Here is a 16,962-nt window from a genome sequence, read left to right on the forward strand (position 1 = left end):
CCGAAAATGAAAAAGGCACCCGAATGGATGCCTTTCTCTGATATTCTGTCGGAATTAGAGGGTTCCTCTGCTTTCCTGTTCACGCTCGATGGCTTCAAAGAGGGCTTTGAAATTCCCTTTACCGAACGATTGTGCTCCTTTTCGTTGAATGATCTCGAAGAACATTGTCGGACGATCCAATACTGGCTTCGTGAAAAGCTGTAGAAGGTAACCTTCGTCATCGCGGTCAATCAAGATACCAAGCTCCTGAAGTGGGGCAAGGTCTTCATCAATTTCACCAACACGATCAAGTACTGTGTCGTAATAGTTATCCGGAACGTACAGGAATTCTACTCCGCGCTCTTTCAACTGAGTCACCGTTTCGATGATGTTGTCTGTTGCTACGGCGATGTGCTGTACACCTGCTCCATTGTAGAAGTCAATGTACTCCTCGATCTGCGACTTTTTACGTCCGTCAGCCGGCTCATTGATAGGGAACTTAATTCGTCCGTTCCCGTTACTCATCACTTTCGACATCAAGGCCGTGTACTCTGTAGAAATGTCGTTGTCATCGAAGCTGATCAACTGTGCGAAGCCCATCACTTTTGCGTAGAACTCACACCACTTGTTCATTTCGTTCCAACCCACGTTTCCTACCATGTGGTCAATGAACTTCAGACCTACTGCACTTGGACGGTAGTCTGGGTTCCACTCCTTGTATCCAGGGAGGAAAGGACCATTGTACTCTCCACGCTCAACGAAGATGTGAACGGTTTCACCATAGGTGTGGATTCCACTCATTACGACTTTACCGTGCTCATCTTCCTGCGTCACAGGTTCCATGTAGCTTTCGCCACCGCGGCTTGTCGTTTCTTGGTAAGCTTTGGTCGCGTCATCAACCCACAGTGCTACCACCTTCACTCCGTCGCCGTGCTTGTTGATGTGCTCATTTACAGGCCCATCCTTCTCAAGAGGAGACGTCAATACGAGACGGATTTTATCTTGCTGTAGAACGTATGAAACGCGGTCTTTTACTCCGGTTTCAAGTCCTGCATACGCTAACGGTTGGAAACCCCAAGCGCTTTGGTAGTAGTGTGCCGCCTGCTTGGCGTTACCTACATAAAGTTCAACATAGTCAGTACCCAACAACGGAAGGAAGTCATCCGCTGAGTCGACGATTTTTTCTAATTGTAGTGAGCTATTATCTGTTGCCATTTTTTCTTGTTTAAGGGATCAATCGAGGATCCATGAACGATAGTAATCAGGGTTTTGAAGTTCAAGTGCTTGTTCAGTCACTTTGAGAGGTTTGAAGGTATCAACCATCACGGCGAGCTCTACGGTTTCTTTTTTACCGATGCTGCGCTCGTATGCTCCAGGGTGTGGTCCGTGAGGAATACCCGCTGGGTGCAAAGTGATCATACCCTTCTCAATGTTGTTTCGGCTCATAAAGTCGCCGTCAACATAGTACAAGACCTCATCACTATCGATATTACTGTGATTGTAAGGTGCTGGGATCGCCTCTGGGTGGTAATCGTAGAGTCTTGGACAGAAACTACAGATCACGAAGGCGTCTGTTTCGAAGGTTTGGTGAACCGGTGGCGGTTGGTGTACGCGTCCAGTAATCGGTTCGAAATCGTGTATAGAGAATGCGTAAGGGAAGTTAAAACCATCCCATCCAATCACGTCAAATGGGTGCGATCCATAAACGTATGAGTGAAGCATGTTCTCTTTCTTCACTTTGATGATGAACTCACCTTTTTCATTGTGCGTTTCCAGTTTTGAAGGCGGACGGAAGTCACGCTCGCAGAACGGCGAGTGCTCCAACAATTGTCCGAACCAGTTTCGGTAACGCTTTGGAGTGTATACCGGACGGTAAGACTCCGTAATGAAAAGGCGGTTGTTTTCGTCGTTGAATGACATTTGGTAGATCATTCCTCGCGGTACTACGAGGTAGTCACCGTAGGCGAAATCAATGTTCCCGAGCTGCGTGCGGAGTGTCCCGCTCCCCTCGTGGACAAAGATCACCTCATCAGCATCTGCGTTTTTGTAGAAGTACTCAGTGAGCGACTTCTTCGGTGCAGCCAGAATGATCGTGCAGTCTTTATTCGTTAGCACCGGCACACGACTCTCGAGGTAGTCATCTTTGGGTGCTACGGCAAACCCATTCAGGTTTAGTGATTTCATATTTCGCTCTACAGCGATCTTCGGAGCTACGTCTACCGAAGACTGAACATCAAGAACTTGGGTTGGTGGGTGCTCATGATACATGAGGGTTGACATCCCATCGAAACCGATCGTTCCAAATAGTTGCTCGTGGTAGAGCGAACCATCAGGCTTTCTGAAGATCGTGTGTCGCTTGTGCGGGATGTTCCCTAGTTTATGATAAAAGGGCATGTGTTCGATTTTAAAATTTGACGTAAATGATCGGGTGGAATGACCTTGAGATCACTCCGGATTGCGCTTGCGAGCGCGCTTCGGATCATTATCGAACAAGACGAGTCGTGATGACATGTCAACAAAGTTAACAAATGCCGACTGCCTTTAGAACCCTTTTTACTGATGCTTGTCAGGCAAAATGTGCCAATGCTTTGATTACAGCACTGCGTTTGCGGCTAGATACCGGGATTTCTTTCTTGTCTTTAAGTACCAAGTAGCCTCCATCTGTCTTGATGAATTCACGTACAAAAGCGAGATTGATGAGGTGCGATTGATGCACACGAAGGAATCCCGCATCTGAGAGCATTTGATCGTACTCTTTTAAAGTTCTTGTCACTAGAATCTGCTCCCCATCAGCCATCCAGAATAGAGTGTAGGACCCAGTTGATTCACATCGCACGACTTCTTTCAGGTCAACGACCTTGATTTTTTCTTGTGAATTCAAGGCTAAACGAGTGGTCCCTCCGTCAAGGTTTGAACGAAGCACTTCGAGTTTGTGGTCTCCAGTGTTTTCTGCTTTCTCCACGGCTTCCACCAATTGATCAGGATCGATTGGCTTCAACAGGTAGTCAACCGCAGAAAAGCGGAATGCGCGAATGGCGTGCTCGTTGCTTGATGTCGTAAAGATCAACGCGAAGTTGATGTCTGGAAGAATCTCTAGCAGATCGAACCCGCTGCCGTCTTTCATTTGAATGTCAAGGAAAACCACGTCAGGATTGAGCTGGCGAATCATACGTGCGCCGTTCACTACTCCATCAGCTTCTCCGCAGACTTCAATTGTTGGACAGTAATCTTCCAAGTCTTTACGAAGTCCGATACGTGCATTCTCTACGTCGTCTATGATCAGTGCTCTCTTCATGGCTTTCTTTTTTACTTCTACGAAGGAAGCGAAATCCTTCCTCTCGGAAAGGTAAAAGGATTATCCGCGTCTTTCTCCAGATTATTCGTCAGGATTTGGAATTCGAATGGTCACACGAGTTCCTGAAGCGTTGCCTTCGACGTAGAGATCTTCAAAGGAGATAAAGGTCAGTTCATTCTCTCCATTTGAAAGCATCGAAAGACGTTCTTCGGTTACAGAAAGACCCGCAGATCGATGTCCTTCCCGTTCCGCATTTCGTAGTGAAGATGCTGCGCGGCCAATGCCATTGTCTTCCACGATAATCAATAGGTCTTCGGCTTCGTTTTCTGTGACTTCGACACTCAGGTGGGCTCCTTCTCCTTTTGGAAGCAAACCGTGAATGATGCTGTTTTCTACGAAGGGTTGAATGACCAATGGAGGAACCGGCAGGTGCAAAAGATCGTCAGGCGCTTCGATTTCATAGGTGAAGGCTTCTCCATGGGTGAAGCGTTCCATATCGAGGTAATGCTCGAGGGTCTTTAATTCTTCCTCTAATGGAATCATGTCTTCCCTTGAATTCTCGAGGATTTCGCGCATTAAGCGAGAGAAGCGGGAGAGGTATAATCGAGCAGAACGGTTGTCTTCTTTTGCAATCAACCCTTGGATACTGTTCAACGAATTGAAAATGAAGTGCGGGTTCATTTGCAGACGCAGCGCTTTCTGCTCCATTTCCAAGGCATCGCGTTCCAATCGGAGACGCTCTGAGCGAATTTTTGCTCGGCGTTTGACTCCTTGAACAAAGAAGTAAAACGACAGGGAAACCAATATAAAACCACCCAACAATAGTGCTCCGAAGAACCAGCTTTTCTGCCAGAATGGACGGAGGATCTTGATGGTAATCGGCCTTCCCTCATTGCAGAAGAGCCCCTTCACACATGACTTGTAATGAAGGGTGAAATTGCCCGGGGGCAAGTTGCCAAGGGAAATCAAGGACCGGGTAGAAGGGGTGCTCCACTCATCGGTATAACCTTCAAGCCAGTAGCTAAAGGTGAGGTCATCCGGGTACTTCAAATGGATCGCTCCTATTTCGAAACTGAGATCGTTTTGCTCATAGGTGAATACCATGGTGTCAGTAGGCTGATCCCACGCCTGCAAGTAGATGTGTTGCGGCAATTCACGAAGGGGTTGAAGGTCAAGCTCAGGATGCTCCAAGAAAACCCTTGGTGCAATCAGGGCTTCTGTTTTTTGAAGCGGGAAATGCATACTCAAGCCATCCACGGTTCCAAACCACATCACTCCTTGATTGTCAGAAAGAATGGCGTTCGCGCAAACTTCCAATCCATTGAAGCCTTCATCAATGTCAAATTTCTCTGTAGAGATGACCTCTCGTTCGGCATTCAAGGTCAACTGCCACGCACCATTTGCCGAGCCTAACCATAGGTTTTCGCGGCTATCAAAATCCATGGCATACAGGGCATACGGACGTTCACCAGGGATGTCTAATTGTTCAATGGCGTAGACTTCTTTGTTGAGGTCGAGTCGACTGATCTGACCATTCCCTGAACCAATCCACAAGACCCCGTAGGAATCGATAATAATGGAACGCACCTCTTCATTCTGTAGTCCTTGGTCTTTCCCGAAGTTGAGGATGTCTCCCTTGCTTAAGATGACGCCAAAACCATGAGAGCGGGTGCTATACCAGAGTCGGTTTTGATCATCGAAAACCAAGTCTGTGATTCGGTCTTCAGACAAGCCATTTCCAGAGGTATAGATGCGGGTGTTGATTCTCCCTTCAGGTGTGATGGGGTTGAAAATGCGGGTGATTCCACCACCTGCAGTACCGACCCAAATTGAACCATCTGGCCCTTCCGCGAAAGCGCGGACAAAAGGACTACTCAAACCATCGTCACCGTCAATAAAGAAAAGAGTGTCTGGGGTCATGACTTCAATGCCGCTTCCGTCGTATCCAGCCCATACCCAACCTCTAGAATCGGTGAAAAGTGTTTTAATTGTGCCTTGTTCAAAGGGTCCTTTAATCAGTGAATCATTTCGAAAGAGGTAGCTGCCGACATCTCCATTAGAAAAGATAATGCCTTGATCTGGGGCCGATGTAACGGCATAGACTTGCGGTTTGCGCAATCCGGTATCGCTCGAGTAGTGTGTGAATGGGAGCGCGCTTAATCGAATGAGTCCGCTTCCGGAACTACCAATCCATATGTTCCCCCATCGGTCTTCGAGCAGGCAGCGAATATGATTGATAGGCAAGCCAGATTGCTGGTCGTAGACCTCTTGTTCTCCCTCTCGTGTGTGAATGATGAGTCCGTCACGCTGTGTCGCCAAGAAGGTTTCTCCACGATCACTCTGCAAACCATCCAGTACAATTCTTGGCAGCCGTCCATACGATCGGTCAGACAAGAGTTCGCCTTGATCAACGCGTAGCATTCCATTTCCGTAGGTGCATGCCTTGATGACCTGCTCTCCATCTTCAAAAAGGGCATTGCAATAGGCAGACCCGCTGAAACTGAGTTGCGAAACTTGATGGCTCTCCTTGTTGATGTAGTAGACTCCTCCGTCACCACAGGCGTAGAGTTCTCCGCTCTGGGTAACGAGTAAATCGAAGATGGTTTCGTCCTGCAAAATCGACTCCCAACCCTCAAATGGTTGGGAGGCATCAGGAATGAAATACAGCTCATCACCAGCCGCTACGAATAGACTTTTGTCCGATTCCGCGATAGCGTAAACCGCCTGACGCATAGGCTCATCATTACCTGTAGTAACCTCAAGGCCGTTATAGAGTGCGAGTCCGTCATCAGTACCGATGTAGAGGGTCTGATTGATTTCAGCGAGAGCGCTGATTTTGTTGCCGGGTAGACCATGACTAGAGTTGAGGACCTCAAAGTTCCGGCCATCGAATCGAGCCAATCCGCCTCCCTGGGTTCCTACCCAAATGTATCCGCGATGATCTTCTAAAAGACAATCAACCTGCGATTGAGGAAGACCTTCTTTCAGGTTGTACACCTCTGCTTGGTACCGCTGCCCAAAGGTGGGCGCAGCAACAAGCAGAAGCATAAATGCTATGAAGTGTGGAATGCGCTGGAGGTCTATGTCATGCACGAGGGATGCGTTTTCTCAGGTACAATTTAGTGCCGGCGGGCACATCGCTTCCAGGGGCAAGACCATTCTTTTTGTAGATGTGTTTCATCTTGATCCCGTAGCGCTGAGAAATGTCTCGTAGACTTTCGCCTTCTTGTTTGACGTGGTGATCAACGCGTGCTTTAGAACGCTTAGGCTGTAAGTAAACAATTTCACCTGGAGAAGGACGTTCGTCTTTGCCAAGGTCATTGTACTTTTTAATCTGCCACGTCATCATTTCAAGCTCCGCGGCAATGCTTTCAGGTGTGTCACCTGATTTGGCCACCGTGTACTTGATCTTATTCTCGCTGAGAAGCACTTCTCGTCCGCCTCCTAGAGTAACGGAATCAAAGCCATCATTCTTATCCCAGTTATTAGAACCTGGGTTTTGCTTTGGAGAAGGCATGTCAGCCTGGGTTTGATTTCCTTCAAGGATATCAATTCCAATGTCGTCAAATCGTGTGAGGTCGTTCTTTTCAATAATATCAATCAGAAGGTTGGCGTACTTCGGCGAAGTTGCGTAACCAGCTTTTTTCAGTCCTTTCGCCCAGCCTTTGTAGTCAGAAATCTTCAGGTCGAAAAGACTCTTGTATCTGTTCTGCAAAAGGAATTCTGAATGATCATCGTATGATTCAGTGGCGTTTTGGTAGTGGCGAAAGCACTCTCCTTTTTTGTCGTCATCGTGGTAGACTTTTTTGCCTTTCCAGCTGCTATGACATTTGATACCGAAGTGGTTATTCGCCTTACGAGCGAGTTCGCTATTTCCGTCACCACTCTCAAGAATCCCTTGCGCAAGGGTGATGCTGGCTGGAATTTGGTATTCCACCATTTGATTAATGGCTTCTTGACTCCATTGATCGATGTATTCACTACGTGAGATACGCTCTCCATCTGCGAGTGCAAGCAGGGGAAAGAGGAATACGAGTAGGTATGTGACGGACTGTTTCATAACGAAGCATTTTTCACCGAATACTAAAGTAACGGCAGAAAGTGTGCCATTCGCCTGCCAAGCGACGAGCTATGAACAGCTAGATGTTAGTTGGAAGGGCTGAATTCCTTGACTAGCGCGGTGTCTCCTTTTTCATCAAAGAAGACCCAGTTGCCTACTTTTTGACCTTGGTCGAAGAAGGAAAGGATGTGAATATTTCCGTTCGCATGCCATGCCGTGAAATCGCCGTGTTTGAGTCCGTCCTGGTAGTAATGAACGCTCCATGGCGTGCCATTTTCATAGAAACTCTGCCACTTTCCATCGCGTTTACCGGCTTTCATGTCGCCTTTCTTGAAAATGGCTCCATTGCTGTAAAAGTGCGTTTCAGTGCGATTCAGCGAGTCAGACTCTAGGTAGCTATAGACCACTTTAGGCGAGCCGTCTCCAAAGGTTGAAATGACGTGATCAACAGGTTCCGCGCAAGCGAAAAAAAGCAAGAACAACAGCAGATACCAGGGCTTCATTTTTTTCGATTGATCGTGTAATGTACCAATTCACGCAGGGAAGTTTTCGAATCACTTTCCGGAAATTCTTCTAAAATAGCCAGCGCTTTGTGGGTGTATTCCATCATGCGATCGTGAGCATATTTTAGTCCGTCAGTGCTCACCACATAGTCAATCACCTGTTTCACCTTCTCAGGGTTTTCGTGGTGGTTTTTAACAATATTGATCACTTTTCTGCGCTCGTTGGCTGGTGCAATATTCAGGGCACGGATCAACGGCAAGGTCATCTTGCGTTCTTTGATATCGATCCCTGTTGGCTTTCCTATGTCTTCCGGGCCTCCATAGTCGAATAGGTCATCCTTGATTTGGAATGCGATACCCACGTATTCACCGAATAGTCGAAGTTTTTCTTGGGTTTCTTTATCGCCTCCGGCGGAAGCGGCACCAGCTTCGCAGCAAGAAGCAATCAGAGAAGCGGTTTTGCGGCGAATGATTTCGAAGTACACTTCTTCATTGATATTCAGCTTACGCGCTTTTTCAATCTGAAGAAGTTCTCCTTCACTCATTTCGCGAACCGCATTGGATACGATGCGAAGGATATCGAACTCACCATTGTCAACCGACATGAGCAAACCACGCGAAAGCAGGTAATCCCCTACCAAAACAGCGATTTTGTTCTTCCACAGGGCATTCACGGAGAAGAAGCCTCGACGTTTGTATGCGTCGTCAACGACGTCGTCGTGAACTAAAGTAGCGGTGTGAAGAAGTTCGATGAGTGAAGCTGCAGTATAGGTAGACTCTACAACCCCTCCACAAACATTGGCAGACAGAAACACGAACATTGGTCGCATCTGTTTTCCCTTGCGCTTGATAATGTAGTGTGTGATCTTATCAAGAAGTGGCGTCTCGCTTTTCATCGCTTCCTTGAAGTGCGATTCAAAACGAGCCATTTCGTTTGCGATCGGAGCTTTTATTTCTGCAACTGTGGCCATTCAGCGTCCAAATTTAGCGTTTTCCACATCCATGATTCCAATTAATGTCATCTAAGATGCTTTTCTGAGCGTTTGTACCGTCGTACCTTGCGTTAATAATTGATTGCTAAGCCTTATCTGATGATACTAACAAAACTCTTGAGAAGCTGTTTCCTTGCGGTTGCAGTTTTACTTTCTTCAAGCCTCTTTGCACAGCTGTGCCAGCATCCAGGAGGTCATACCGTACAATGCATGGGTCTGATCGGCCTTGAAGAACAGCATGATTCATTTATTGCACCCCCAGCGAGCTTCGTTCCGAACGGAGAGCGTGATGTGGTCATTTCAGTGAATTACAACGGCTTCACTCCTGAAGCACAAGCGGCATTTCAATACGCCGTTGACATTTGGTCATCGCTGTTGACGTCAAGTGTGCCAATCATTATTGATGCAACTTGGGAAGACATTGACGGAAATACTCTTGGATTCGCAGGAGCTTCTGGTTACTTCCAGAATTTCGCCAATGCCCCTGAAGCAAATACTTTCTACCCTTCAGCCTTGGCTGATAAGCTGGCAGGCTTCAACCTTCAAGGTGGAGCTGACATCGAAGCAAGCTTTGATAGCGGCACGAACTGGTACTTCGGAACAGACGGTAACCCCGGCTTTGGTCAGTTCGACTTCGTATCTGTGGTGCTGCACGAGCTCGGTCACGGACTTGGCGTGGTTGGTTCTGCAGGCGTTGATGGAACTACAGGGTTCTTCTTCTTCAGCAATCCTTCTATTTATGACACTTACGTGGAAAACGGATCGAACTCATCGATCTTGAATTTCCCAGACAATAGCTTCTCGCTTTACCAGCAGCTAACTTCTGATAACCTGTTCTGGAACGGACCCGCAGCAGTTGGCAACAATGGTGGTACTGACCCACAACTTTACGCTCCGAGTTCTTGGGCGCAAGGGTCAAGCTACTCACACGTTGATGAAGACTCATATCCTGCGGGGAATGCAAACTCGCTGATGACACCGTTCATTGCACCAGGTGAAGCGATCCACGATCCGGGTCCAATCATCATGGGATTGATGGAAGACATCGGTTGGACTGTAGAAGAGCCAGCACCATGTGTAGACAGCGGTTACACATTCTCACTGACTCCTGATTGCTACGGTTCAGAAATCACTTGGGAAGTACTCAATAGTAACGGAGTTGCAGTGGCTTCTGGAGGTCCTTACGCTGATCTTCTTCCTGAGTCGATTACAACGATTGACACTGATTTATGTCTGACTTCTGGCTGTTACACATTCAATATCTATGACTCTTTTGGAGATGGATTGAATGGTTCTGCTGAAGCAGGATGTGGTGTTGACGGTGACTTCACCATGTTTGATGAAAATGGAGCTGTTGTGTTTACGATGGCTAGCTCTACCTATGGTGATCAAGACACTTACGATTTCTGTGTAGATGACAACGGTGGCGGAGGTGACGATTGTACCAACCTAGATATGGACATCGTTGAAGGACCTTGTGCGGATAACGGCAACGGACTTCTACCAACGATCACGTTGACAATGACTTGGAATGGCGATTGTATCGTTCAAGACTTCTGTTTCTCTACAGACGGGGTAAACTTCGATTGTTTTGACCTCCCTGCATTGGCTGATCCAATTCTACTTGAATCTGGAGACCCATTGGATTTTGTTGACCTCGATCCGAACACGGAATACACATTCTACTATACCCTCACTGATGGCGCTACTTCTGGGGAATATACCTTCACAACAGGTGACTGTAACAACGAAGACACCATCTGTGACTGTCTTGGTACGGAACACACCATTGGTGTATTGACTTGGTTGGGCGATGGCTTTGAAGACGACGGAACTTACCAGTGGGAAGGTCAGCCTGTAGACTTCAACTGTGAAACTTGGGGTTACGATTGTGGTGACTTCGGAACGGTAGGCGATCCATTCGGTGTTTGTGATGGTAACCTCCCTCCGAACAACGGGTGTGGAGACCTCACTTCTTGCACTAACCTAGATATGACGGTCATCGATACAGGATGTGCCGATAACGGATTTGGTGAGTTGCCAACGATCGATGTGCTTGTAAGCTGGAATGGAGACTGTCTAGTAGAAGACTTCTGCTTTGCCATCGATGGTGAAACATTCACTTGTTTCAACCTGCCGACGCAAGATCCACCATTGCTGATTGAATCAGGTGATGCGATTGGATTCATCAACCTTGATCCAGACACAGAGTACACATTCTACTACACGCTTTCTGATGGAACGGTTTCTGAAGAGTTCCTGTACACAAGCAGCAACTGTGACGACGAAGTATTCGGTTGTACAGACCCGAATGCGACGAACTATAATCCATTGGCTACTTCTGATGACGGTAGCTGTATTTACGATGATTGTGTGCCAACTGGAATCACACTTTCAGAAGACTGTTTCTTCGATGAGGTGAACCAAGAAATCGTAAACCGCATTCTAGTGAACGTGGAGATTTCAGGTGACTGTATCATTGAGAATGTTTGCTTCACTCCAACTGGAGGAGGTGACGAGACCTGTTTCTTCCTTCCTGATTTCGACATCTTCCTTGAGGATGGCGATGGCGTATTTATTCCAGTTCCTGAAGCAGGAGAGTACGATGTTTACGTAACAACGGCTGAAGGAGTCTCACCAGTAGAAACCATTGCGGTTGATTGTAGCGATGCCATTGTTGGTTGTGGAAACCCGTTCGCATTGAACTACAACCCAATTGTTGAGATCAATGATGAGGCTCAATGTATTTATGATGAGTTCATTTGTGATTGTAGCGGAAATCAACACACCATAGGAGTATTGGTTTGGTTAGGAGACGGATTCCTAGACGATGGTTCATTCGAATGGGATGGCCAAACGGTAGATTTCAACTGTGAAACATGGGGTTATGATTGTGCCGACGGCGGAATCAATGACGATCCAAACGGTGTGTGTGAAGGAAACCTTCCTCCAAACAACGGATGTGCAGGGTGTGGACCAGTAAGTGGTACGGCCTACCAGGAAGATTGTCTTGATACTGGAGACGGTGTCGGAATCCTTCCGGTAATCGGATTTGACATCTCGATCAACGGAGACTGTTTGATCACTGAGTTCTGCTTCCAAGAAGACGGCGGTGGCTACACTTGCTTCGACTTTGCTGAGTTGGAACTAGAAATTGGAGACGGCGACGGACTGATCTTGAACAACACGACTCCTGGTGGGTCGTATGAATTCTACTTCACGACAGACGACGGTTCTATTTCTCCAGTCTTCACTTGGGAAAATGGTGACTGTGAAAACGAAGAAACCATTTGTGACTGTGCAGGAACGCAACACACCATTGGTGTTCTAGCATGGCTAGGAGACGGACTCGAAGACGATGGTTCTTTCACCTGGGATGGTAACCCAGTTGACTTCAACTGTCAAACTTGGGGTTATGACTGTGGTGACTTCGGAATCAACGATGATCCAAATGGCGTGTGTGATGGCAACCTCCCTCCAAACAATGGATGTGTAGGTGAGATTCTCGGATGTACTGACCCAACGGCGTTGAACTACGATCCGTCGGCTACTTTGAACGATGGTTCTTGTATCTACGACATCGAGGGATGTGATGATATCCTCGCTTGTAACTACGATCCAGAAGCAACTGTGAATGATGGTTCATGTGATTACGATTGCTACGGTTGTACAGACCCAACAGCAATCAACTATGATTCGAATGCAACGGAAGATGATGGTTCATGTATCTACGATGTGGAAGGATGTACGGATCCTGTAGCGAATAACTACGATCCGGATGCTACAATTGATGATGGTTCTTGTACATACGATGACGAAGGATGTACAGATCCGGAAGCATGCAACTACAATCCAGAAGCTACAATTGATGATGGTTCATGTGATTACAGCTGCTACGGCTGTACTGACCCAACAGCGAACAACTATGATCCAGATGCGACAATCGATGATGGATCATGTACTTACGATGATGAAGGATGTACAGATCCAGAAGCGTGTAACTACAACCCTGATGCTACAGTTGATGATGGTTCATGTGATTACAGCTGCTACGGATGTACTGATCCATTGGCATCGAACTACGATCCAGATGCGACGATCGATGATGGTTCTTGTATCTACGATGGTCTAGGATGTACAGATCCAGAAGCGTGTAACTACAACCCTGATGCTACAGTTGATGATGGTTCATGTGATTACAGCTGTTACGGTTGTACAGATCCAGAGGCATGTAACTACGATGCAGATGCAACAGTAGATGATGACTCTTGTGAGTACGAAACATGTGCTGGATGTACGAACGAGTTCGCCATTAATTACGATCCAAATGCAACGATCGACGATGGATCTTGTATCGATGATTGTGAACTGCCGATCGTTGACCTTTCTGATATCGGATGTCTTGACGGAGACAATGAGTTCTACATCGAAATCGACGTTACTGAATACGGAAATGTTGGTCCTTACGTAGTGTCAAATGACCAAGACAACAACACAGATATCATCGACGGAACAGGTACGCTATTGTACGGTCCTTTTGTTGATGGTGATATCGTAACGATCACTATTGAATCTGAAGAGTTCGACGTTTGTATTCTTGAATTGGCCGGTTACGGTTGTGACACTAGCGTGGAATTGATTGAGAGCACTGTTTGGGAGGTTTACCCTAACCCTGCCAACGAAGTACTCATCATCGAAGGATTCGCGAATGAGAACATGATGATTGAACTCGTTGACTTGACAGGTAAGTTGATCATGTCTGAAAACATCCCGGCTGGAAACCTACGATACGAGATGAATGTATCGTCACTCGCTAGCGGAATGTACTTCGTGAAGATGACCGATTCTAACGGCGCTCGAACAGAACGAGTGGTCGTGAAACACTGAGGATAACAATCCAAGTATTATGAAGCCCCAGGGAATTTCTCTGGGGCTTTTCTATTCGTCGGCCCTACACGACCATCGGTCGAAATCCTACATTCAGCCCATCGAATAATCAGGTATTTAGCACTTGATAAATACTACGATTATGCGTGGGTTGAAAACAATCTTATTATTCCTCTTTGTATTAGCTGCCGGACAAGCGTTTAGCCAGGTTCCTGGGTGTACGGATCCGAGTGCATGTAATTTTGATGCATCGGCCACGGAGGATGACGGTACATGTGATTACAGTTGTTACGGTTGTACCGAACCAACAGCAAACAATTACGATCCTGATGCAACAGTCAATGACGGCTCTTGCCTTTGGGATTCATGTGTTCCTTATGAACTCGAAATCGAAGAAGCCTGTCTTTGGGATAGCCAAACAGGAGACTTCATTACCCGCGTGGCGATCACTCCGTCTATTAGTGGTGTCTGTTATCTCGAAGAGATTTGTTGGCAGCAAGTTGGAGGTGGGGTTACTGGTTGTATTGACCTACCTGCCATTGGTGAATTCATTACTGATGGTGAAACGGTGATTATTCCCCTACTAACCGGTGGTGTTTATTCCTTCACGGCGACCACTTTCGATGGGACTTCAGCTCCGGTGGAAATTGCGGTGAACTGTTACGATAATCAGAACGCTTGTGGTAACCCGTACGCGGTGAACTACGATCCTGAGGCAGAGAATACCTTCGAATTAGCATGTATCTATGACGAGTTCATCTGTGACTGTGCAGGGACGCAACACAACATGGGTGTATTGATCTGGCTAGGAGATGGCTTTTACGACGAAGGAACCACTTCGTACTGGTACGGTGTGCCAGTAGACTTCACATGTAACCTCTGGGGTTGGGATTGTGGAGATGGTGGAATCAACCACGACCCCTATGACACATGTTTAGGTGAGCTACCTCCGAATAATGGATGTGCCGCCCCGGCATGTACCCCTTTGATTATGAGTTTTGAGCAAGGCGAATGTACCTATTCAGACAGTTTAGGGTATCGACCTTCCTTTGATGTCACTTTCACCATGAATGGCCCCTGTGAGGTCACCGACTTAAATTACCGAGTCAATTCTGGGGAGTGGCAGGAGATTGATCTTACAGATCTCAACCTGACTTCAGGTCTCTCCTTTACCATGGAGAATACCATAGCAGATGGAAACTATCAGTTCTCTTTTGAAACGTCAGCGGAGTCTGTTTCCCCGTACTTCTATTGGAATAACGGAAACTGTTACGACGAAAACACCATCTGTGATTGTAGCGACAACGTATATGACATAGAGGTATTGGATCGATTAGGTGATGGAAACCTCGATTTTGGAACTTCCATTGGTGAGCCTTCGGTCAACTTTAACTGCTTGAAGTGGGGTTATGACTGTGGCGATGCCGGAGTCGACGCTGACCCAATTGGAGTGTGTGAAGGAAACTTACCGCCGAATAACGGTTGTATGACCTTCTATTTCGGATGTGATGATGAAACAGCATGTAATTACAACGCCGGAGTGAACTTCAACGATGGTTCTTGTGACTACGAGACATGTCTAGGATGTATGGATGATACCGCATGTAACTGGGATATCACCGCCACACAAGACGACGGAACGTGTGATTATGAGTCATGTGTCGGATGTACCGACCCAACGGCTTGTAACTACGAACCTGACAATACAGAAGATGATGGATCCTGTACTTATGATTGTCAAGGGTGTATGAACCCAGACGCATGTAACTTCGATCCATTGGCCACACAGAATGATGACAGTTGCCATTTCGATTGTTATGGATGTACGGATTCAGGGGCATGTAATTACAACCCTGATGCCACCATTGACAACGGAAGCTGTAACAACGACTGTGTCGGGTGTATGGATTCTGGAGCATGTAACTATGACCCATTTGCGACCATGGACAGTGGCAACTGTGAGTTCATTACCTGTTTGGGTTGTACAGACCCAGGAGCGTGTAACTTCGACTCTTCTGCTTCTATCGATAATGGACAATGTGATTACAGTTGTTTAGGGTGTACAGACCCGATTGCCTGTAACTTCGATCCAACGGCAACGATTCTCGATGCAAGTTGTGTGTATGACTGTTTAGGTTGTACAGATGAAGAGGCGTGTAATTACAATCCTGACGCTACCGTAAATGATAACTCGTGTGACTACAGCTGTTTTGGATGTACTGATCCAGATGCTTGTAACTACAGCGCCGTGGCCATCTTCGATGACGGGTCATGTCAGCTGGAGTGTGTTGGTTGTATGGATCCGGAGGCATGTAACTACGACGAATTTGCCGTGGTAAGTGATGGTAACTGTGACTACACATCATGTTTAGGTTGTACTATTCCAACGGCGTGTAACTACGATCCAGAAGCGACAGTTGACGACGATAGTTGTGACTTTGGTTGCTATGGGTGTATCGATCCGCTAGCGTGTAATTACAGTGAAGAATACACGATTGACAATGGAACGTGTGATTACGAATCATGTCTGGGTTGTACCGACACTGATGCGTGTAACTACGACGAAACAGCCACTCAAAATGATGGAACCTGTGAATACGTGACATGTCAAGGGTGTACAGACCCGACAGCATTCAATTACGATGTCACGGCATTGATTGATGATGGTTCATGTGTTTACGAATGTGTCGGACCTCAAATTGACTGGTCATCTTACGATTGTGAAGAGACGGCAGGTAACCTCTATGTAGTAGCTGATGTCACTGACATGGGGAATGCAGGTCCTTGGACATTGATCAATAATGTCAACAGCTACATTACTATTCTTGATCAGCCGAACGAGTATGTGATTGGCCCATTTGCTGAAGACGATGTGGTGGTGTGTACGATGATCTCTACGCTTTACTCGTCTTGTTTTGAGAGTGGCCCAGCGATTCAATGTTCGGTCAATGTAGAAGAACTCGAAGCGAATCAAGTAGACATCTTCCCGGTGCCTGCTCAAGACATCCTCAATGTATCATCGCGTAAAGCACTAGAACGGATTTCGATCTACGATGAACGTGGGCGTGAGGTGCTCAATGAGCCGGCCTTGAACGACTTCACCGTGACCTTGAACATTGGTGATTTAGCTTCAGGATACTACATCGTGACTTGTCAAACGGCAAGCGGTGTGATCCGAAAGCATGTCGTAATCACTGATTAGGAGACACAATTCCGGTTATAGAGCGGTCAATTGCTATTTTTGCA

Annotated in this window: 9 protein-coding genes; 2 read left to right on the forward strand and 7 right to left on the reverse strand. The window is 46.8% G+C overall.

Annotated elements, in window-relative coordinates:
• Positions 1-54: 54 nt before the first annotated feature.
• From hppD to RA156_RS15585, 7 genes are all read right to left on the reverse strand, one after another.
• Positions 55-1,194: a 4-hydroxyphenylpyruvate dioxygenase gene (gene hppD / locus RA156_RS15555; RefSeq protein ID WP_306641388.1), complete on the reverse strand. Its 1,140-nt coding sequence runs from the start codon at positions 1,192-1,194 to the stop codon at positions 55-57.
• A gap of 18 nt (positions 1,195-1,212) precedes the next feature.
• Entirely contained in the window at positions 1,213-2,373 is a 1,161-nt protein-coding gene (locus RA156_RS15560; protein ID WP_306641389.1) for a homogentisate 1,2-dioxygenase, read from the reverse strand.
• Between the two features lie 172 nt (positions 2,374-2,545).
• On the reverse strand, positions 2,546-3,274 hold the full coding sequence (locus RA156_RS15565; protein WP_306641391.1) for a LytR/AlgR family response regulator transcription factor: 729 nt from the start codon (positions 3,272-3,274) through the stop codon (positions 2,546-2,548).
• Between the two features lie 81 nt (positions 3,275-3,355).
• Positions 3,356-6,322 carry a two-component regulator propeller domain-containing protein gene (locus RA156_RS15570; RefSeq protein WP_306641392.1) on the reverse strand — a complete coding sequence of 989 codons (2,967 nt, stop codon included), beginning with the start codon at positions 6,320-6,322 and terminating at the stop codon, positions 3,356-3,358.
• Between the two features lie 37 nt (positions 6,323-6,359).
• On the reverse strand, positions 6,360-7,334 hold the full coding sequence (locus tag RA156_RS15575; RefSeq protein WP_306641394.1) for a glucosaminidase domain-containing protein: 975 nt from the start codon (positions 7,332-7,334) through the stop codon (positions 6,360-6,362).
• A gap of 86 nt (positions 7,335-7,420) precedes the next feature.
• Entirely contained in the window at positions 7,421-7,837 is a 417-nt protein-coding gene (locus tag RA156_RS15580) for a toxin-antitoxin system YwqK family antitoxin (protein WP_306641396.1), read from the reverse strand.
• A complete protein-coding gene (locus RA156_RS15585; protein WP_306641397.1) occupies positions 7,834-8,808 on the reverse strand; it encodes a polyprenyl synthetase family protein in 975 nt (324 codons plus the stop codon). Before RA156_RS15585 ends, RA156_RS15580 begins: the two co-directional genes overlap by 4 nt.
• A 120-nt stretch (positions 8,809-8,928) precedes the next feature.
• Here RA156_RS15585 and RA156_RS15590 point away from each other — a divergent pair, with 120 nt between their 5' ends.
• Both RA156_RS15590 and RA156_RS15595 read left to right on the forward strand, forming a co-directional pair.
• Entirely contained in the window at positions 8,929-13,716 is a 4,788-nt protein-coding gene (locus tag RA156_RS15590; protein ID WP_306641399.1) for a T9SS type A sorting domain-containing protein, read from the forward strand.
• 142 nt (positions 13,717-13,858) lie between these two features.
• Positions 13,859-16,918 (forward strand): T9SS type A sorting domain-containing protein, encoded by a 3,060-nt coding sequence (locus RA156_RS15595; protein ID WP_306641401.1) that lies wholly within the window; start codon positions 13,859-13,861, stop codon positions 16,916-16,918.
• Positions 16,919-16,962: the final 44 nt, after the last annotated feature.

It is taken from the genome of Sanyastnella coralliicola (genome assembly GCF_030845195.1).
Taxonomy (GTDB): domain Bacteria; phylum Bacteroidota; class Bacteroidia; order Flavobacteriales_D; family Sanyastnellaceae; genus Sanyastnella; species Sanyastnella coralliicola.

Excerpts from the sequence above, each read along its gene's own strand:
- RA156_RS15560 (WP_306641389.1), bottom strand. The coding sequence starts at position 2,373 with ATGCCCTTTTATCATAAACTAGGGAACATCCCGCACAAGCGACACACG.
- RA156_RS15570 (WP_306641392.1), bottom strand. The coding sequence starts at position 6,322 with ATGCTTCTGCTTGTTGCTGCGCCCACCTTTGGGCAGCGGTACCAAGCA.
- RA156_RS15590 (WP_306641399.1), top strand. The coding sequence starts at position 8,929 with ATGATACTAACAAAACTCTTGAGAAGCTGTTTCCTTGCGGTTGCAGTT.
- RA156_RS15580 (WP_306641396.1), bottom strand. The coding sequence starts at position 7,837 with ATGAAGCCCTGGTATCTGCTGTTGTTCTTGCTTTTTTTCGCTTGCGCG.
- hppD (WP_306641388.1), bottom strand. The coding sequence starts at position 1,194 with ATGGCAACAGATAATAGCTCACTACAATTAGAAAAAATCGTCGACTCA.
- RA156_RS15565 (WP_306641391.1), bottom strand. The coding sequence starts at position 3,274 with ATGAAGAGAGCACTGATCATAGACGACGTAGAGAATGCACGTATCGGA.
- RA156_RS15585 (WP_306641397.1), bottom strand. The coding sequence starts at position 8,808 with ATGGCCACAGTTGCAGAAATAAAAGCTCCGATCGCAAACGAAATGGCT.
- RA156_RS15575 (WP_306641394.1), bottom strand. The coding sequence starts at position 7,334 with ATGAAACAGTCCGTCACATACCTACTCGTATTCCTCTTTCCCCTGCTT.
- RA156_RS15595 (WP_306641401.1), top strand. The coding sequence starts at position 13,859 with ATGCGTGGGTTGAAAACAATCTTATTATTCCTCTTTGTATTAGCTGCC.